10 protein-coding genes and 1 pseudogene are annotated in these 20403 nt (G+C 36.2%); 1 reads left to right on the plus strand and 10 read right to left on the minus strand.

Going from position 1 to position 20403, the window contains the following annotated elements:
- Positions 1-185: 185 nt before the first annotated feature.
- The 4 genes from OM074_RS14930 to OM074_RS14945 form a co-directional block, all read right to left on the minus strand.
- Positions 186-3053: a glycosyl hydrolase 115 family protein gene (locus OM074_RS14930; RefSeq protein ID WP_301200846.1), complete on the minus strand. Its 2868-nt coding sequence runs from the start codon at positions 3051-3053 to the stop codon at positions 186-188.
- A gap of 105 nt (positions 3054-3158) precedes the next feature.
- On the minus strand, positions 3159-4835 hold the full coding sequence (locus OM074_RS14935) for a RagB/SusD family nutrient uptake outer membrane protein (RefSeq protein WP_301200847.1): 1677 nt from the start codon (positions 4833-4835) through the stop codon (positions 3159-3161).
- Between the two features lie 13 nt (positions 4836-4848).
- Positions 4849-8100, minus strand: coding sequence for a SusC/RagA family TonB-linked outer membrane protein (locus OM074_RS14940; RefSeq protein ID WP_301200849.1), 3252 nt, complete (start codon positions 8098-8100; stop codon positions 4849-4851).
- 165 nt (positions 8101-8265) lie between these two features.
- Complete coding sequence (locus OM074_RS14945; RefSeq protein WP_301200851.1) at positions 8266-9240, minus strand: FecR family protein; 975 nt, start codon at positions 9238-9240, stop codon at positions 8266-8268.
- Between the two features lie 262 nt (positions 9241-9502).
- Here OM074_RS14945 and OM074_RS14950 point away from each other — a divergent pair, with 262 nt between their 5' ends.
- On the plus strand, positions 9503-10063 hold the full coding sequence (locus OM074_RS14950) for an RNA polymerase sigma-70 factor (RefSeq protein WP_301200853.1): 561 nt from the start codon (positions 9503-9505) through the stop codon (positions 10061-10063).
- 202 nt (positions 10064-10265) lie between these two features.
- On the opposite strand, the gene OM074_RS14955 is transcribed toward OM074_RS14950, so the two are convergent.
- The 6 genes and pseudogenes from OM074_RS14955 to OM074_RS14980 all read right to left on the minus strand — a co-directional run bounded on the left by OM074_RS14955 (position 10266) and on the right by OM074_RS14980 (position 20372).
- Complete coding sequence (locus OM074_RS14955; protein ID WP_301200855.1) at positions 10266-11321, minus strand: glycoside hydrolase family 43 protein; 1056 nt, start codon at positions 11319-11321, stop codon at positions 10266-10268.
- Positions 11322-11500: 179 nt separating this feature from the next.
- Positions 11501-12295: a toxin-antitoxin system YwqK family antitoxin gene (locus OM074_RS14960; RefSeq protein WP_301200857.1), complete on the minus strand. Its 795-nt coding sequence runs from the start codon at positions 12293-12295 to the stop codon at positions 11501-11503.
- A gap of 187 nt (positions 12296-12482) precedes the next feature.
- A complete protein-coding gene (locus OM074_RS14965) occupies positions 12483-15314 on the minus strand; it encodes a glycoside hydrolase family 2 protein (RefSeq protein WP_301200859.1) in 2832 nt (943 codons plus the stop codon).
- 456 nt (positions 15315-15770) lie between these two features.
- Positions 15771-16847, minus strand: a pseudogene (locus tag OM074_RS14970) (glycoside hydrolase family 28 protein); the annotation flags it as partial.
- Positions 16848-16858: 11 nt separating this feature from the next.
- Complete coding sequence (locus tag OM074_RS14975; RefSeq protein ID WP_301200863.1) at positions 16859-19615, minus strand: alpha-L-rhamnosidase; 2757 nt, start codon at positions 19613-19615, stop codon at positions 16859-16861.
- A 4-nt stretch (positions 19616-19619) separates the two neighbouring features.
- Positions 19620-20372, minus strand: a complete 753-nt coding sequence (locus OM074_RS14980) for a rhamnogalacturonan acetylesterase (RefSeq protein WP_301200865.1) — start codon at positions 20370-20372, stop codon at positions 19620-19622.
- Positions 20373-20403 lie beyond the last annotated feature (31 nt).

Raw genomic sequence — 20403 nt, forward strand, 5'->3', positions numbered from 1 at the left:
CTATGAAGCTCTAAGGTATTACAATACACTATAATGAGTATGTATTTATTGCTTCTTTATACAAGGAGAGATGCTTTTAAAGATTTAGGGTGCATATAAGTACAATTATAGAATATACATGATAAAAACCTCAATTTTATTGTTGAGACTTTTAAATTATTCGTTATATGAAATGAAACTGGGTTTTAGAATTTCTTATTTATGGTCTTAGGACCTATATAGGAATCTTTTAAGCCTCCTGTGTCAATAATGATTTTATGGATAATCATCCCTGGATCAACAGAGAATATTTTAAGGGTATGTAATCCTGCTTTATCAATGTTAACAATAGTTTTATCAATGGCACTATTACGCAATACGTTGTTTGCCCACTCTTTTGAATATTCTTTTACATCATTGTGATGAATAACTTTTTCTTTATTATCTATCTGAACACCATATTTGGTACTATGGGATTTGTCTTTGGAAAATAAAGGTAGCATATAGGTGTATATGGTTACTTCACCTGTCGACGTTGTGTGAAAATCATATTCTACAAAAGAATCATCTCCATTATCATATTTAGCATTTCCCAATTGTAAACAAGAACTGGTATACCCAAGTCCTTTAATAGCTTGAAACTTTATATTACCATTCTCTGTTTTTCTTTGGTATTCCGTTGGACATATACTAATTGTGCCATTGTATTCGGTGTATTGCTCTTTATTAATTAGCTTGTCGTTTGAGGCCAGAACTTTAATTTTTTTACTGGTTTCTCCATCAGAAACATTGATCTCTCCTTCCGATGAACTTTTACCTTTTAGCAATTCCCAATTAATAGAAACGGTTATTCTATCCTCAGTTGATGTTTCACCTTCTTTCTTATTAATATTTATCCAATTATCATTGGAGGTAGCTTTCCACTTTAATGGGACAGAGCCTTTATTGTAAATGTCAAAATAATGGATATTATTTAAGCTATTATAAAATTCGGGCAAACAATGTTTACTTGTTTCATTCGATACACTACCCTCAACAAAAATCCCCATTTCAGATGTTTGAGGAATCTCAATATATTGAGTAGGAGGCAGTTGTTCTGTTGGAAGAAAACCCGGAGCAGTCATCATGCCGTTCCACTTACCACCTAATAGGTTATTGTATTCTGCAGTTAAAGTAGCCAAACTATCGTGATAGAGCTTTACATCAGTTGCTAATACATTTGTTAGAGCCCTATTTTGTGTTGCATACCATCTGTTTTTTTGAGCAATTAGCATTTCATGATTGTAGAGAGATGCTGCTTTAACAGGATAATATATCAACTCAAAGAAAGATGGTTTCAAATTTTCAGGAAGTTGATTAAGGATTACTTTTGCTTTTTCTGAGATCGTATTGTAATCATTCAATCTTTTATCCGCTTCATTATAGTTAATGAAAGATAAGTCAGTATCCTTTACTTTTTCATGGGCAAACAGACTATTCCAACGCCAGTCCCAAGTCATGTATTCTGGTTTACGGGTAAATCCGTGATAGTAATATTTATCAAAAATTATTTCAATATCCTTTTGGTATTTCTCTCCAAAAATAGAAGTAAGGTAACTGGTTTGATACTGGTTAATATTTTCAAAACTAAATTTTTCAAAATCCCATGCCATATCCAGGAAAAGTTGCATCCCCATTTCTCCTGGTTTTATATCACCAACATTTACCAACCAGTATTTATCGGCACCTAAGGAATATGCCTTATGCATTTCAGCATACATTAAAGTAGGAGGTGTTGTATTTAACCACAGGTAATCATTGGGCCAGCCAAGGTACGAAATATGATAGTATACCCCAGTTCCTCCTTTTCTTTTTTGTTCTTCACTATTACCTAGTTTTTTTATGTAACCATAATTGTCATCTGGCCATACTATGGTAATATCTTCCGGAACATCCAGTCCTTTTTCATATAGTCCCAACACTTCTTTGTAAGGAACAAATATCTGAGGGATTTCACTTAGTGGCTTGTCAATATGTTTTGATAGGAGGGTTCTTTGGTCCTTAATAGCTTCAGTCAACATATTGAGTTTATCATCATCGGAACCTCCTTTCATACCTTCATCGTGCATTCCACGCAAAGCAATGGTGTAAATATTATCGTTTTCAGCAGCTTGCTTTACACGGTTTTCAAGAGCGTTTACTATTTCATTCCTATTGGTCTTATAATTCCATTCGCCTTGTTCTTTTTTGCTCCATTCACTTGCATTATTGTATAGTAAAGGTTCACAATGGCTGGTAGTGATTAATATTCCATAATCATCAGCCATTTGCATGTTGCCAGGAACAGTAAAGAAAGCTTTGGTGCATTCATGCATTGCTGGAGCAACCATATTTGCTTTTAGGCGCAATAGTAATTCAAAAACCCTTTCATAAGTATTAGGGCCTATGTCACCTAGTTTAGGATCTATATTTTTTGCGGCCCATGGGTGTAAGCCCCAGTCTTCATCGTTAAGAAATATACCCCTGTATTTTACGGAAGGTTTTTTAGAGACATATCTTTCATTTTTAAAATAGAGTTCCCTGCTTTCTTTTATTGGTACATCAGCCCACCAATACCAAGGTGAAACTCCTATTGCTTCGGAAAGTGAAAAAATTCCATAAGCTGTTCCTCGTTTGTCGCTACCTGCAATAACAAGGGCTTTTTCAATCCCTTTTGCAGGTTTATCTACAACTTGAATTATAAAGCGTTCCCATTGACCCTCTATTTCGTTAACATCAAGTTTGTTCTTGTTAATTAGTTTATCAATTATTTGATTTTTACCAACAGTACCAACTATTATAACATTATTTTTTAAATGTTTAAGTGATGAAACCAGAGGTGGTTTCTTACCGGTAATAGATTCGATATCTGCAGACAGAAGTGTTGCTGATTTATCCACAACTGAATAATCATCGATATCAACATATATGGATGCTACTGCGTTGGAATGAGCAATTGTAAATGCTTTTTCAGCTTTTGCAGTTTGGCTAGTTACTTGAACTTGAGCCAATAAAAATTGGGGGATTAATAGAATCCCAAGAAATATATATTTCATAATGAAATTGAGTTAAAACCAATATTTCGTAATGATAATTACAATATACCCAAGGCATTACCTTGGGTATCATTCATTTAGTATATGGGCAAGAAAGGACGAATCTTAATTATATCCAGGATTCTGTTCCAATACAGCTCCTATGTTTGCTTCTATTTCACTTGCTGGGATTGGCCACAGGTTATATGTTTCTGTCATTCCATCAGTCATATCTCTATAGAAAGGATTACACTTTTGAATTCTATCATATAATTTACCTAAACGCATTAAGGTCAATCTCCTCTTTTCTTCAACACCAAGCTCTCTCATACGCTCATCTAAAATATATTCAATATTTACATTTTCAGGAGATACAGGATTTGCATTGGCTCTAGAGCGTACTTCGTTAATATTAGCAGCAGCTTCTGTAGTTTGTGATAGACCAAGGTATGCTTCTGCTCTTAAAAGATAAGTCTCGGCCAATCTGAACATATATTGGTCGGTATAAGTAGAACCAGCAACCCCTTTCAATGAATAAGTTTCAGTGTTTGAATATACATTTTCAGGGTGATTGTAAGGAGTGGTGCATTTCGATTGATAAGCATAAAATTGTCTGGAAGGAACTTTATCTGCTAAGGCAGGATCTTCAGTAGATACAATTTTTCCATAATGAGATGAACTTGATTTAGTACTTATAAACTCTCTGACAAAGTTATGATTGGCATTTCTCATATCATTATCAAAATCACTCTCCCAAATAGTATTAGAAAAATATTCTGTAGAGATTGCCCATCCAATTCCTCTACCTCCAGAGTAATCACCAACTGGCCAGGAAAAAGGTTTATCATCACCAATTTTTAAATCTCTAACAAAAGGTCCGTGATGACGTTCTAGCATGAATCCTCTTCTGGATGTAGATAATAAATTGCCTCCTGATACATCTGTTTCAAATTGGATTATCCATATTCCTTCAGTATTTCCCGATTTACGATTTTGATTATTTACTCGGAATAAGTCCCAATAAACATCTTTATCGGTTTCAGAAGTTCTTGATCCAAACCTATCTTTCATTAATGCAGTATTAGGATTGTCAATTACCAAAGTTGCAGCATCTACTGCGTCTTGATATTTTCCGACAGAGATATACACTTCTGAAAGTAAATGGTATGCTGCTAAATTATGTATCTCACCATCATTGACATTGGTTATGGAAGGAAGGTTATTTGCCGCTTCTGTTAAATCTTTAATTACTTGATTTAATACATCTGCTTTACTAGCTCTTACAAAATCATCTTTAGGTGTTTTAATTTCGTTTAAAATTAATGGTACACCTCCATATAGGTATGCTAATGTTCTGTATGCTAATCCTCTAAAGAATAAAGCTTTGGCTTTATATGCTGCTTTATTCGCTTCATCTAATTCAGTATCAGTTATTCTATCTATTACTGTATTAGATTCAGCTACAATTTTATATAGTAATCCCCAATGATCTTTAGCAATTCTACCAGTTGGATCATAAGCTGTTCGCATTGGAGAATGGCGGTTTGCACTTTGCTGTGGTTCGCCATCAAATACTATATCTGTTCCATATAAATAATCGAATGGATGATTTTCATCGCGGTCAAAAAATTCTCGACGAGTCAATCCATATAAATTGTTAATTGAAGCATCAAAGTCATCATTAGTAACAAAAGAGTTTTCCGCACTAAAAAAGTCTTGAGGCTTTTCTTCCAAAAAGTCATCTTCGCAAGAGTTTAAACAGACTATGGAGAATAATATAATTAAATATTTAATTTTTTTCATGATGCTACTTTGTTTAGAATGTTAAATTGAATCCCAATGAATATCCCTTCATAACAGGTCTTCCTCCTGTATCTAATCCAGATCCAGTTTCTGGATCCCAACCTTTCCATGAGGTCCATGTGGCTAAGTTCTTTCCATTAACATATATGCTTAAGTCTTTGACATTTATTTTATTTAATAGCTTACTAGGCACATAGTACGATAATATAACATCTTGTAATCTTACAAAACTGCGATCGTAATATACCCTTGGAGTTATTGTTGGTGTAGAAACGGATTGTGGATATTCGCCATTAGGATTACCAGGAGACCAATAGTCAATATCGCTTATGTAATTCCAAATTAATGTATTGGTACCTCTGGAAATTGCATGTGAATTATTACCCATATATCCATCTTTTCCACCTTGGATTGTATTTAAGAATATGCTTAATGAAAATCTTTTATATTCAAGTTTGTTCATTAAACTTGCTCGGTATGCTGGTTCTGAGCGACCAAGAATAACTTTGTCATCGGTAGTAATCTCATAGTCACCACCATCCTGATCAACAATTCTATATGTTCCAGCATAATAACCTGCAGGTATTTCATCATCAAGTTGATAAATACCATCTACTTCATAATTATAGATAGTACCCAATGATTCGCCAATAAATAGATTACTTGCTATTAAATCATCTTCTTTGCCATCTCCATCATTGTCAGCACCAGTGAGCTTAATAATTTTATTTTTGTTTGTAGAAAATGATAAAGTTGTACTCCATTTGAAATCTTGTTTGTTAATGTTTCGAGAAGTCAGCATTAGTTCAAATCCGGTATTTTTAAGCTCCCCAATATTTGTACTTATATTATTAAAACCAGACATACTAGGTAATGCAACATTAAATAAAAGATCATTTGTTTTATTGTTGTAATATTCAATATTACCACTAATGTTACTGTTAACTAGTGAGAAGTCTATACCAAGATTAATTCCAGCGGTTTTTTCCCACCTTAAGTCAGAGTTTCCTAAAGATGAAACTTCCTGGCCAATTAAAGTAGTACCACCATCCCCAAAAACATACGAATCAAAAGTTGACATTCTGGATAACGAATTATATCTACTTGTTTGATTTCCGCTAATTCCATAGCCTCCTCGCAGTTTCAAATATTCAATCCATTGAGGAGTATTGATATCTTCAGTGATAACCCATCCTAAAGCAACAGATGGAAAGATGGCGTATTTTTCGTTTTCTGCAAAACCAGAAAATCCATCTCTTCTTACAGTAGCGGTTAACAAGTATTTATTTTGGAACTTGTAGTTGATTCGAGCCATCTGATAGTTAAGAGCTTCGTCCCAAGCGTCAGAGTATGTATATTGGTTTGTGCCGAGTTCCAGGCTATTATAGCCTAAATTTAATCTGCTAAATTCATTTGCCATAGCACTTGTGTAGGAGTATTTTCTATCTACAGCTCCATATAACAATGTTGCAGTTATACTGTTATTGTTAAAATTTCGGTTGTATGTTAAAATATTATCAAACGTGTAATCATAATACTCATTGAAATTCTTGTAAGCTTCTCCTGCCATACTAGCACCGTATTCACTTGCATTATACTGCTTGTCTATTCTATAGTTATTACCATAATTAAACCGATATGATAATCCTTTGATAAAAGGGATGTCAATTTCGCTATATATGTTTGCAAAAAAGTAATTATGACGTTCGTAATCATCTACTTCACTGCCCATGAAAGGGTTAGTGTCTTGTGTGTTAAATGGATATGGTATTATGTCTCCGTTTTCATCATAAGGAACAAGAAGGGGTGATTGGGTCATTAAACGCCAAAGGTTGGGTTCAGCACCATCTTTATTAACGAAAGAACCAAAACTTTGAACACCTAATTTTAACCATGAAGTAGCCTGAGATTCCAAGTTTATTCTAATACTTTTTCGTTTGAAATCATCATTGATTACATAACCACTTTGATCCGTTAAGCCTCCGGAAATCAAATAACTAACTTTATTGCCGCCACCTGCAATACTTAACTGATATTCTTTAATAAAACCGGGATTTGTTCCTTTATCCCACCAATCATAATCATTTTCTAAAAGTTGACCACTTTCTTCATCAATAAAGACTGATTGAAAATCATCAACAACATCATATTCCGGATCTAATGAGCCATCTTCGAGGTAGGCTTTATCCCAATATAAATCTCTAACATGATCGATATATTCTTCTCTGTTCATTGGCCTTAAATCCACAGTTGGAGTTTGAGTTGTATATGAGCTTGATAACGTAATCTTAGGTCCTTCACCAATCTTGCCTTTCTTGGTCGTAATTAATATAACACCGTTGGCCGCTTGAGCTCCATAAACAGCAGTTGAGCTTGCATCTTTTAATACATCAATTGATTCAATGTCATCAGGATTGATTGAAGATAAAGAACTGTTATATGGGACTCCATCTAAAATAATTAGAACATTAGAATTACCAGATATTGTACTGGCACCTCTAATTGATATGCTTGGAGTTGATCCCGAACTTGTAACTTGTCCTATATTTAAACCAGGTACTGAGCCCTGTAAAGATTGTCCTAAATTTGTGTTAGGCGATTTTCTAAAGTCTTGCATGTTTGCACTTACAACAGCACCAGTAAGGTCTGACTTTTTCATAGAACCATAGCCAATAGCAACAACTTCTTGCAGGTTTATTAGAGAAGATTGCATCTTAATGTTGATATTAGTATTTTCAATTACAACTTCTTGCGATTCCATGCCAATAAATGAGAATACCAGAGTGCTGCCTTTTTCAGCATTTAAAATGAAATTGCCATCAATATCAGTAATAGTCCCTGTACTTGTCCCTTTTATAATAACAGAAACTCCAGGCATAGATTCACCTTTTTCATCGCTAACTTTTCCTGTAACTGATAGATTTTGTTGCTGAACTTGTGATGTTGGAGAAGTTTTTACTTTTTCTGAATCAACAATGATAATACTATTATCTAGTAATTTAAAATCAACATCTTTATCTGACAAAAGTGTTTTAAGCAAAGTTGCAACCATTTCATCTTCAACTTTTATACTAACAATTGCTTGATCATTAATTGTTTTTTTATTGTAGAAGAGGTTGTATTCCGTTTGAGATTCTATTTCATCAAAAACATCAGATAATGTAACATTAGATAAATCAATGGTTACTCTTTTTACTTGAGAAAGCGATGATTCTGCGTGGATCATAAATGTCGCCAATAATAATAATAGAGCGGAAATTTTCATAACCCTAATAGGTTTTTTATACCATGGAACTACACTATGGTTCCGTGGTAAACATTCATTTTTTTTCATAAATTTGTAATGTTTACTGTGATTAAATATGTCTGTCGTCGGAAAACAGACTGTTTACTAAGTATTTTAGGGGTCAGTGGTAGCTGACTCCTTTTTTTATTTCTGTATTAATACGATTTGTTTATCATCTATTGTATATTCTATATTCGTTGATAATTGTAATATTTCAAGTGTTTTAAAGATCGAATTTTCTGTATCAAAGGTTCCTCTGTACCTATAATTTTTAATAGAATCAGAAGCAAACTTTATCTTGATGTCATAAACCTTTTCAAGTTGTCGTGCAATGTTGAGTAATGATTCGTCTTTAAATCTAATTTTGCCAAGATGCCAGGAGGTGTAAAGCTTTGTGTCAACTTCAAGTACTTCCATTTTTTCTTTAGAGACAATGGTTTGCATGCCAGGGTTTAGTATTTTTTCTTCAGAACCCCGCACCGTTTTAATGCGGCCTTCTTCAAGTGTCACAATGATTTTGTCGTTATTATCATGCGATTTAACATTAAAGCTAGTTCCTAATGCAGTTACTTTAACATCATTTGCTGCAACAATAAAGGGATGTTGTTTGTCTTTCTTGACATCAAAAAAACCTTCCCCTTGAAGTTTTACTGTTCGGGTGTTTTGTCCGTATTTTGAGGAATAGGTTAAGGAGCTACCGGAGTTTAACCATACCATTGTACCATCAGGAAGTGAAATTTGAGAGGACTGCTTTACTGGAGCATTTACAGTATAAATATGTTCTTTCTCAAATAATCCGACTGATCCGGAATACCAAGCGCCAACACTTATTGTTATGAATATAATAGCTGCAGCAGCATATTTTAAATAGCGAGTAATAAAACTATTCGTCTTATTCTTGTTCTCTTTTATGTTTATACTATGGTGAATACGGTCAAGCACAAGATTACTTTCTTTTGAGTTATTTTCTGCTTGAACTATTGTAGTTTCTTTCCATAATTTTTCAAGGGCGTATTGAAGTTCTGCAGATATCTTTTCATTTGTTAATGCATCTTCAATTTGCTTTTTTTCTGAAGCACTACAATTACCTTCTATATATTTCTTTAATAGTAATTTCATAACTTTTTGTAATAGATATAAGGTAAACGCACAAGGGTTGGCTTACCCCGGAATTTTTTTTGAAAAAAGTGGATTTTTTTGAGGATAAAAGAAAGTGTGCCTTGTAAAGTGCGCTATATTAGGAGTATATCGGTGTGGTGTTGTGATTGAGGAAATTATTTCTGGTGGATATTGTTTAAAAATGTTAATATTGCATTACAACTTTATCGATTCAACAAAAGGTTTTATCATTTTAATTGGTTTGTTCTGAACGAAAATTTCGATGAAATTATTCACTGATGAAATATTAATAAAAGGACTTAAACGTGGTGAGAAAATATATATAGATCGTATATATCATTCTTATTCGAACAGGATCTTTGGTTTTGCACTGTCGTTATTAAAAGACAGAGAGGAATCTTATGATGTTGTACATGATGTGTTCTTAAGTTTATGGGAAAAAAGGCATACATTAAAAGATGATACAAAACTGGAAGCTATTTTGTTTACTATGACAAGAAACAAAGTATTGTCATTTTTTAGAAAGAAGGATTCTGAGAGAAAGTATATTAATGAATTATTGACTAAAGATGATAATCGCAAAAATGATTCAACAGAGCAAGATGTATCTTTTATTTTTTTAACAGAAAAAATAGAATATTTCCTATCGAAAATGCCTCAAAAAAGAAGAGATGTGTTTATGCTTTCACGAAATAAAGGAATGTCAAATAAAGAGATTGCACAAAAATTGAGTATTTCAGAGAAAACAGTTGAAGATCATATAACAAGGGCACTTGCATTCTTCAGGAAAAACATTAATTCAATAAAAAATATTTTGTTGTAAAATATTTAGAGGATTGTCGTTATGGGATTCATCACTGATGTTTGATTTTTTAAGAATTATCCAGTGTGAAACAAAAAGAAGGATACTGATCAGGATCAAAATTGAGGATACAATCATAGCAAAGGGAGCTTATTGGGCTCCCTTTAACCCGATTTTATAATACATAAATCGGGCTTGATATATGGTTCTTATTAATATGTTCTTACTTTACAGCATCAACACCCTCAGTAGTCATGATTACTTTTTTCATTGTTCCATCCGGGTTGTAATACAGGTAATCGATACATACCGATCTCCTGAAGCTTGCTCCATCTGTGGGTAAGCTGCCGTTGTGATATATAAAGTAGTCCTTGTTCTTGAATTCGATTACAGCCTGATGGTTGGTGTTGCTGTTTCCAGCCAACTCATTTAAAATACCTTTAAATTCCCAGGGACCATCAATGCTTTTGCTCATGGCATAGGCTGTTTTTTCAGGGAATTCATAGGCATAGCTCAGGTAATACCAGTCGCCTTTTTTGTGGACCCAGGGAGCCTCCGTATAGTTAGGCAATTTAATGTCCATAATGGGACCATCAAGTTCAATCATGTTGTCTTTAAGTTTGGCGTAATGACAGCTGGTATTTCCCCAGAAAATATAGGATTGACCGTCATCATCAGTAAAAATAGCCGGATCAATATCATCCCAGGTCATATCGTGCATTTTGCCACCGCCCACATCAATCTGGAAAGGGGCTTTAGTCATGTCGTTTGTGATTAATGCTTTCCCCAAAGCATCTTTCCAAGGGCCTAGAGGGTGGTCAGCAACCGCAACGCCAATAGACTTTCCTCCTATGGTTGCATGTGACACAGTTACATACCAGTAAAACTTGCCATTTTTTTCTATAACGTGGGCTGCCCAGGCATCTCCTTTGGCCCAATTAAAGGCACTAACCGGTAATGTTGCTTTTTCTGTCCAGGTTACCATATCTGTAGAAGAGTAAATGAGCCACTCATTCATAAGATAGTAATGTTGACGGGCAGGGCATTCATCGTGTCCGGCATATAAATATACGGTGTCGTTATAAACCAATGCAGCCGGATCCGCAGTGTATTTGTCCCTGATGGTTGGATTTCCTACTTTTAAGGGGAGTGTGGATTCGGGGGCTTTTTCCTGAACTGTATTGTTGCTTTGGTTATTGCATGCCATCACAGTTAATAACATAAAGGCAGAAAATAGAGTAAATATTCCTTGCCTCTTAAATGTGTCAATGCTGTTCATTTTAGTTTTGTTTAAATAATTAGTATGCTTATTAAGAAGTTGCAATATCTAAATTGTGATGGTATATCAGGAGGATTATTATTGATATAAGGTTAAAAATTGGGTAAAAAAAAGCCATTAAATGAATCTGACTGATCCATTTAATGGCCTATGCTGTTGGTAATACCGTAGTGTTGGTTCTATATACCCCTTACGCTGATACTTACCTTTTTTTGAAGTATCAGGGATAAACCATCATAATTTTTTGCTACGGCAATTACATTAATCGTTTTATCTAAAACATGACCTTTAGGTACCCCAAACCTTAATTCTCCTTTTTTACCAGAAATAGGTTTGGCAGGAGTAAGGTTTTTATGGTAGTATTTGCCCTCAATCAGGTCGCCCATATAATATTCTACCGATTTAATTCTTTTAAGGTTTTCGCCTGCTAATGACAGTTTTAAAACATATCGGTTGGCCGTGGCAATTTCATTTACCTTAGTAACATTAAGGGTTGGTTGTTCCCTTTCTTTGCCCAGATTGGTATATTCTTTTAAGCCAACAGCAGGGAGACCGCTCTTATAGCTGTATTCAGCAGCCAGATTCCCGTCACGATCATATCTTTTACATAGTCCATCCAGTTTGCCGTTTACATAGCTTTGTTCTTTCCAAACCTTACCTGTAGAATGGTAGGTTAAACGTAAACCATGCTTCTTGTTGTCTACATAGTTTATTTTTTCGTAGACTTTACCGTTTTTAGAGTATCTGGTACTTAAACCATGGCGGATGGTACTACCGTCTTCTTTAACCTTTACACTTACTTTCCATTCAACAGGGCCATTGGGGTCATTATTAAAATGCTTGGTTTTAATTATGGTTCCATCTGCATTTTTAGTTTCTCCGGATTGTGATTTACTATTATCGCCTCCAAAGAACTGGCAACTTGTGGTTGCAATTACAATAGATAGTAGTAGTAAACTTGCTAAATTCTTCATGGTATTCTTGTTTAAATTCTTATTTCCTGTTATAAAGGTTCAGGCAGACAAAAATGGTTATAAAAAATTGAATTTAGTGCAATGAATTTGTCAAACTCTAACACTTTTTCGAATCTAATTGCCGTATTGTTCTATAAAACATTAGTTTATACAGCTTATAGCCTTTTTAGATTGTCTGCCTTGTTTTTTAATTTTTCCTAAAATCAAATAATAATTTCATCCTGATGCCTTCATCACCCGATTTGATCCTGATATGTCCCGGTTGACTGTGAGGACCTTGTTGTGAAGTGGGTTTAAATGACTGTATGGCCGGAATGTCATATAAAAATGAGATGTCACCTTCCGGGAATGCGGGCATGGTGCGTCTTCCATTCATACGTCCTTTAGGCTCTTCAGGAGTAAACATTCTTAAAAATACACCATCTGTTTCGGCATACACTGTAAATGGGGCATTCTCTGATTGTACTGTTGCCCAATATAAGTTGGCATGGTAGCCTTTAAATTCGGGATAAACCAAACCAAATTCGCTTTCGCCGGTAATGGTGTTGTTATAATCCTTTTGCCACAAACTATAGTTTGTTCCCTTAATACGGTTTTTCCAAACTCTGTAAGGTCCGCGACCAAACCATTCCATTCCTTTTACCTGTTCTTCAGGATATGAAAAGGTTAAGCCAAAATTATGAACTTCAGGATCAGTAAAGGCATCATCAAATCCTTTGCCACCCCTGCTTCGGTTAAGCATTACGGCATCCATTTTTAAAATGCCGTCTTTGTTCATAGTCCATACAATAGAATCAATAGCTCCAAGGTATTTGGTTACTAAACATGCATTTTCGTCAATTTGTGTAGTGTAATAACTTTGGAACTTCACTTTCATTCCAACAGGGACAGGTCCGTTGTTGAAAGGCAGACTTCCTTTTTCGTTTTTAACAGATGTGATTTGTCCTGATGACTGGCTGAATGATACTTCGACACCATTGGCAGCCAAAACAACCAATGAATCGGTTTCAGTTACAGAAGGCTTTTCCTGGGAGGCAGAAAGGGTTAGTTGCTCCTTTAGATAAGCTCCGTTGTATTTTATTGGCCAACTCCAGTTGCAAATAGAACGTCCTGATGGGTCAAATGCTTCAATTTCCAATACATCTGCATTAAAAAAGTTTTCCGGAATATTCATAGTGATTTTTGAGGTTTCTCCTGGAGCAATGTCCGGAAGCCCAATTGTACCGTTACCAACTTCCTTTTTAAGTTTACCTTTTAGCGGACTGTCTATTTTGTACAGTTTATAGTTCATTTTACAATCCTTCAGGTTGGTGTAAATGTACGTATTCGAAATATTGAATGTACCATCAAATGAAGGTGTGATATAAAGCTGTTTAAACTGGATGGGAGCCCATACTTCACGAACCGTAAATACACTACCTTCTTTTTCGCGGTATGGTCCTACAATTCCGTCAGGCGATCTGAAATCATCCGAATCAAGAATGCCCCCTTTGTCAGATCTTTTTACGGCATTATCGCAATAGGCCCACATAAAAGCCCCTGCAAAAAGAGGGTGAGAAGTCCAGTTAACCCAGAAATCTTCAAGTCCTGCACCATGTCCCTGGTCGTACATGCCATGCATAAACTCAGTAGGCATAAATACCTTATATCCGTTTGTGAAGCGGGCCACGCCGGTTAAGTATGTAGGGTAGTGGTGTGTATCAAGATCGTTAAAATCTGCCCATGGATGGATCACATGTCTTTTTTGTGGATCATAATCAGCAAAATGCTTATCAAGGTTATAATTCCATCCGCCTTCGTTTCCGTTACTCCATAAAACAATACAGGGATGGTTTACATCACGGGTAACCATTTCTTTTTGTAATTTGGGTCCCACTTCTGAATCGTAGCAGTTTTGCCATCCGGCTAATTCATCAACAACAAACAGCCCAAGCGAGTCACAAACATCCAGGAAATGTTGATCTGGCGGATAGTGGAAACGCACCGCATTAATATTCATGTCTTTCATAATCTGAACATCCATGATGCTGATTTTCTTGTTGGTAGTCCGGCCTCCTTCGGGATGGAACGAATGGCGGTTGATACCTTTCATCACTATTTTGGTGCCATTCATATAAATCCCGTCTTTTGCCCTGAATTCAATAGTTCTAAAGCCAACCCGTGAAGTCCATTCATGGATAGTCTTGTTGTTGCTATCCAATAATTTTAAATCCAACACATATAACTGAGGGTTTTCAGGATTCCAGGCAATGATGTTATCCCATGTAGTCTTTATCTGTTGGTTTAAATCATTGTTGTTTATGGTAAAGTTTTTTGTTTTAAAAGATGCGTTTCCTGTTAAAGGGGTGATTGTAGCTGTAATTTTTCCATTGTTCAAGGCATTTGAAAGCTTGATATCGGCAGTAAGGCTTCCATCTCCTTTGGCATTGACAGTTACCTGGTTAAATGCCGTTTGTGGTTTTGCCTCAAGATACACCGGACGATAAATTCCACCAAAAGTCCACCAGTCAGCTTTTCTTTCTGCGTTATTGATGCTGTTGTTGGCCGAATGTTTATGAACTATCACTTTTAGTTCATTCTTTTTGCCTGCGATAATCTTGTTTGTAATATCATACGAGAAACGATAAAAACCTCCCTGGTGGGTATCTCCTGCTTTTTGGTCGTTTATAAATACCTCGGTATCAATCATTGATCCCTCAAAAATGATGGAAACTTGTTTCTCATTCCAATCCTTGGGTATTTTAAAACTATATTTATATGTACCTACTTCTTTAGAGGGCTCTTCGCCCTTTTTATAGAAACGCCCATAAGTATATTCTCCAAATCCCTGGAGTTCCCAGTTGCTGGGCACTTCAATTTTGCTCCATTTTTTACTGTTCTGCCCATCAGAACAATAAAAGTCCCATGTTACGGTGTTGTTTAAACCTGTTCCGGATAAGTATTGGCGTTGTGTTTTTTGGCCTGATAATCCAATTGGAATTAACAGTAAAATGCAAATGATAAAATTGATATGTCGCATAATTATTTAGTTTTCAAAAAGAATAATAAAGTCTGCCTGTATCGAATAATCATCTGGATTCAAGGATACAAAGAGGCTTATTTATTATAATTTTATAGCATGAAATAGTTTTTAGAACTTAATCTTTTTAGTTTTTTCAAGTTTTAATTCATCCTTGCCATTTACTGTAAAGTTATTGCATTTCCAGTTCTCAGCATATTTAATATAACCCGCTTTTTCTCCTTCAAATGAAACATTTGTAAATGTAAAATTATCAATCGTGCTCTCTTTAGTACCTCCAATAATAATGGCCGTTTGGGCATTTTTGACATTAATATCTGTGAATGTCATATTTTGGAATTTAGGAGTGCCAATTTTAGGATCAACAGGTTCAAGCATTTTTAACCAGTGATCCGGTAGCTCATCTCTGTTGTAACCTTCAGGAAGCAAAGAATTACTATAGGCCGGATTCCAGTTTAAGTCTACTGTTAGCGGATATTTTACATTTTCCATGGTGATGTTTGATAAATAGATATCTTCAATAATCCCACCTCGTTGTATGGTACTCTTAAACCTTAATCCATAAGTAGTTCCTTTTGCTTTTAGGTTATAGGCAACAATGTGTCGTATTCCTCCCGAAGTTTCGCTGCCACAGGTAAATAATCCGGCTCCTAATCCGGCAACACAATCCCTGATAACAACATATTCACATGGGCGGTCCACCCTTAACCCATCACTGTCTCTTCCTGCTTTCAGGCAAAAATTATCATCGTTACAATGAATACTGCAGTTTTGAACCAGGATAAAAGAGGATGAGTCAATATCAATGCCATCGGTACTGGGGCCATGGCCTTCAATATTGTTGCTCATAATAACGCCATCAACAGTAACATGTTTGGAGTAAAGGATATGGAGACTCCAGAATCCGGGTTGGTACAATACTACCCCGTTAACGGTAATATCCTCACAATAGGATATGAGTATTCCTCTTGGGCGGTCACAGTCATAGTCAACTATCCATCGAAGTTTTTTCGCCTCATAATCTTTGCGCATTGACCAGTATTTGTCCCAAAACACTTTCCCCTTGCCATGAATTACGCCGTCACCGGTAATAGCTGCATTTTTTTTGCCAATGATGTTAACTAAGGCAGCAGGCCATTTCATTTCAATTCCGGCCACGCGGGTATCAATGTATTTGTAATCTTCAATGTTTTGACTGCCTATAAGCATCGTTCCCTTTGGTATCTGGAAATTTACGTTGTTTCCAATAAATAGTGAACCTGTTAAATAAATTCCAGGTTGAAAGGTTACTGTTCCTCCTCCTGCTTTTTCCGCTTCATCAATGGCTTTTTGTATTGCCTTTGTGTCCATTTTTATGGCATCACCAACTGCTCCAAAATCTTTAACATTAAATACTTTCTCCGCTTTAGGAAAAGTTTGCGCACCCACTTTCTTCATCCATTCAAATTCCGGTATCGCATTGTCGCCCTGAGCATTTGCCGATGAGCTTACGAAAGCAAATATTGTTAATACAGTAAGAAAAATTTTAATCATACTAGTTGTTGTTAATTATTTAAGTTTAAGGGGATAAGTTTTACCTGGCTGTTCAATCCGGCCGGCATGGTCTCCCAATGGGCATATCCTGTTTTTTTATAGTTCAGGTCCACAAAGTTTATCTCTTTAAATATTCTCCATTCAACACCTTTTTTGTCGAGACTGGAAATATGGTTGGCTGGTAAACCTGTGACTTCAATATCTATAGAATTTAAACCGTTTTTTAGATAATCACCAATAAATAGCCTGTAAGGGACAGACCAAAGTGTTTGTACATATTGGCCATTAATAATTACCCTGGCTGTTTCTCGTACATCACCTAAATCCAATAACCATTCGTTAGCATTTTGTTTGTTTACTGAAAATGAGGTAGAGTACACTGCAGTACCCATGTTTTCTTTGGCAACTTCATTCTCTAACTGTGTCCAGGGTATTAGTTGTGGTAATAAAAAGGTATCAGCAATTGCCGGGATACTTTCTTTAAAAGTCAGTTTCCAGTTGTTTTTCAGGATAAATGGGTTTCCTGATTCCTGGATATACGGCCATGGATCAATAGAAATTTTCTTGTTATTGTATGTCTTCATGATAACCGACTCGCCCGATTTAAGCTGAATTCGGACTTTTGTTTTACCATCTGTGTTTTTTATTGAAGCATTTCCGATTTTCCCGTTCAGAGGATTGAAAAACAATACGGATTCTACTGTTTCTGTAAGGTTGATCCACATGTCAGTGTCTTCACCTTTTAAGGCAGAAATAAAGTAATGGAAGCCTTCTTCGTTTTGGCGTCTGATAAAATTAAGCTTAGCTACCGTTTTTATTTCCTCGGCTATAACTCCGGTTTTATGTAATACGTTATTTTCAACAGTACCTGTGATGATTTGCCCCTTTCCCAAAGTAGAGGATGTATTGTTTTCAAAGTTAACCTTTGGTAGTTTGCTGAGGCTTGCACTAAAGTCTTTTCTTCTTTCAGAAAGTTTTGCAAAACCTGGGACGTCTGATGGATAATTATCGAGGAATACGATTTTAGCCCCTTTATTAGCTAAATCTAACAGTTTGTTGAGCACATCAGCTGGCATTTTATCAACAGAAGGAATGATAATGGCTTTGTAACTGCTTCCTCCCGATGTAACAAGCAGGTTGTTCTTTACTTCGGTTGTCCTGATAAAGGAATCTGAAATGTAATCCATGTCATATCCTTCTTCACTGATTCTATGAACCACATCAATAAATTCAGGAGCCCTGTCTTCCATTTTGTGAATATCAAACATCAAAAGCCTTCCTTCTTGTTCGTGCCATAAGTCATAAACAGGGAGGTAAACCAAAAAGTCATTGTCGGGCTTGCCCATTTGAAGGAACGATTGCACTCTTGAAATATAATCGCAGAAAGGTTTTGCATCGCGCCACAATGAGTTTGTCGGGCTCATATCTATTGATGCATAGAATTTCCATCCCGGCCAGGCTGCTTCCTGGGGACTATAAGTTGTACCATGAAAGTTCATGTGATTTACCCCGGAAACAAACATTAAGTCCAGATCCGGTTTGCATTGAGAGAATGACGTGCGGAAATGTTCTGTTAACCAGGTGAATGTTTCAGATGAGGTATACTTTTTTCCTGAAATATGTGCTGCCGAGGATGCGTATTTCAGCATGGACAGGTCAGAATCGTTATGTCGGGTCATGGAATCTTTCCTTAGCCCTTTAATGTTAAAATCCGACAGTCCAAACCCCTCGCATTCCGGAATGTCAACGGCTGCATATATGTCAATCAGGTTCCCTGGCGATCCATGTGCCTGGTTACGTGTTTTGCTGTTTAATCCATGAGCCCATTCTGTCCAGGGAATGGTAAAGTTATTAAGCAATAGGTTTGATAACAATTCCCGGTAATCAGAAATAATTCTTGCTATGGTATCGTTCCTTTCCTGGCTTAAGAACAATGGCAGGTAATCTTGTATTTTGTAACCGTATTTATCTTCAAAACTTTGCAATAAACCCGGAGTCCAATCTGCCTTGTACACTTCATAACTGTCGTTAAAAAAGTTATGGGGTACAGGGGCGTTGTGATCGTGAAATGCATTGGTAAATTTGCTGAGGTACTTTGTTACCGAAGGTTTTGAAAAGTGATTCAGAACCAGGCCTTTTCCTCCCGGAGCGGCACGTTTAACTTTTTGAAAAGTATTTCCCTCGAACAGGGCAATTAATCTCCAGTTCCCTTGGGGAGCATTCCAGTTTAGTGTTTGTTCCTTTACCCGGGCTGTCAGGTCAATAGTCTGACCATCATTTGAGCAGGCTATCAAACAAGCCAGTTTCGAAGTTTCTTGTTGTTTCTTTTCATCTGGTACAATGTTTAAATTTACCTGTTCGTTAGCGGATACTTTATATTCTTTAACAAGCAGGCGAGAGGCTGCATCAGAGATATCGACATCAGGCCCTCCAAATGGCCACCCGGTACCGGTATTTAAATCTATATTAATCCCCAATCGTTCTCCTTCTTTTACCGTGTGGCGATATAGTTCCATCCATCTTTCAGAGAGGAAATCCACCTCATTGGAATCGTTTCCCTGGATTCCATATATTGGGGTTATTTCCAGCGAACCAATCCCTGCGTCGGCATAAGCCTCCATGTTTTTTGTCAGGTTCGACTCGTCTACTGCGCTTCCCATCCACCACCAGCGGGCACCCGGTTTAGCCTCTGTAGTTTGTTCAGGCCAATTTACGTTCGGCTGGCAGCTATAAAGTGCCAGGACGATCACCAGTAAAATGTTTCTCAAATGATTACGGGATAACAACATATTCAGCAATATCTTTTAGATTTTGTTTTTTAATTTCTTTAGCAACGATTTTAGCGATGGCATGTGCGCCAGGTGCTTGTAGATGAGTGTCATCCTGAGATCCGTCAGGTCTGATGGAATCAACCCCGGCCGGAATCCACATATATAATTCCTTTGATGGTTCATCACCCATCATGATAACCAAATCTCTTGATTTTAACCATGTGTCAATCAAAGGGATGTTTAATGAGTCTGCAAGTTGTCGGGTTATAGCAGGATAACCTTTTAAGCGATCGTCAATTAAAGCATTGTCTTTAAAAGTACGCATAACAATAGAAGTAGCCAGGATTGGGCGAGCTTGCTTCGCTTTAGCTTCTTTAATCATTTTTAAAAGGTTGCTCTTGTAATCAGGGTAGGAGGCATGCCTTTCGGGTTTTGTCGAAGCATCATTATGCCCGAATTGTATGATGACATAATCATTTGGTTTTATTGAGTCAAGAACCTCTTGCCATCTGCCTTCTGCAAGGTAGCTTTTGGTGCTTCTCCCGGCTTTGGCTTTATTGATAATGTTAACGTTTTTATCAAAGTATTCAGGAAGCATCTGAGCCCATCCCCTCATTACTGTTTTGGATGGATTATAGCTTTGAGCAGTTGAATCACCACATATAAAGATATTAACCTTTTGGGATTTTTGTTGTATGCAACTAATTGCTAGTATTACTGCTATGGCTGAGGTTATTATGATTCTTAGTTTCATGTGTTTATTTTTTTTCTTCAATTTGCAATAT

This window comes from Plebeiibacterium marinum, from assembly GCF_026013615.1.
Lineage (GTDB): Bacteria > Bacteroidota > Bacteroidia > Bacteroidales > Marinilabiliaceae > Saccharicrinis > Saccharicrinis marinus_A.

Excerpts from the sequence above, each read along its gene's own strand:
- OM074_RS14945 (WP_301200851.1), bottom strand. The coding sequence starts at position 9,240 with ATGAAATTACTATTAAAGAAATATATAGAAGGTAATTGTAGTGCTTCA.
- OM074_RS14955 (WP_301200855.1), bottom strand. The coding sequence starts at position 11,321 with ATGAACAGCATTGACACATTTAAGAGGCAAGGAATATTTACTCTATTT.
- OM074_RS14960 (WP_301200857.1), bottom strand. The coding sequence starts at position 12,295 with ATGAAGAATTTAGCAAGTTTACTACTACTATCTATTGTAATTGCAACC.
- OM074_RS14930 (WP_301200846.1), bottom strand. The coding sequence starts at position 3,053 with ATGAAATATATATTTCTTGGGATTCTATTAATCCCCCAATTTTTATTG.
- OM074_RS14935 (WP_301200847.1), bottom strand. The coding sequence starts at position 4,835 with ATGAAAAAAATTAAATATTTAATTATATTATTCTCCATAGTCTGTTTA.
- OM074_RS14965 (WP_301200859.1), bottom strand. The coding sequence starts at position 15,314 with ATGCGACATATCAATTTTATCATTTGCATTTTACTGTTAATTCCAATT.
- OM074_RS14940 (WP_301200849.1), bottom strand. The coding sequence starts at position 8,100 with ATGAAAATTTCCGCTCTATTATTATTATTGGCGACATTTATGATCCAC.
- OM074_RS14950 (WP_301200853.1), top strand. The coding sequence starts at position 9,503 with ATGAAATTATTCACTGATGAAATATTAATAAAAGGACTTAAACGTGGT.
- OM074_RS14980 (WP_301200865.1), bottom strand. The coding sequence starts at position 20,372 with ATGAAACTAAGAATCATAATAACCTCAGCCATAGCAGTAATACTAGCA.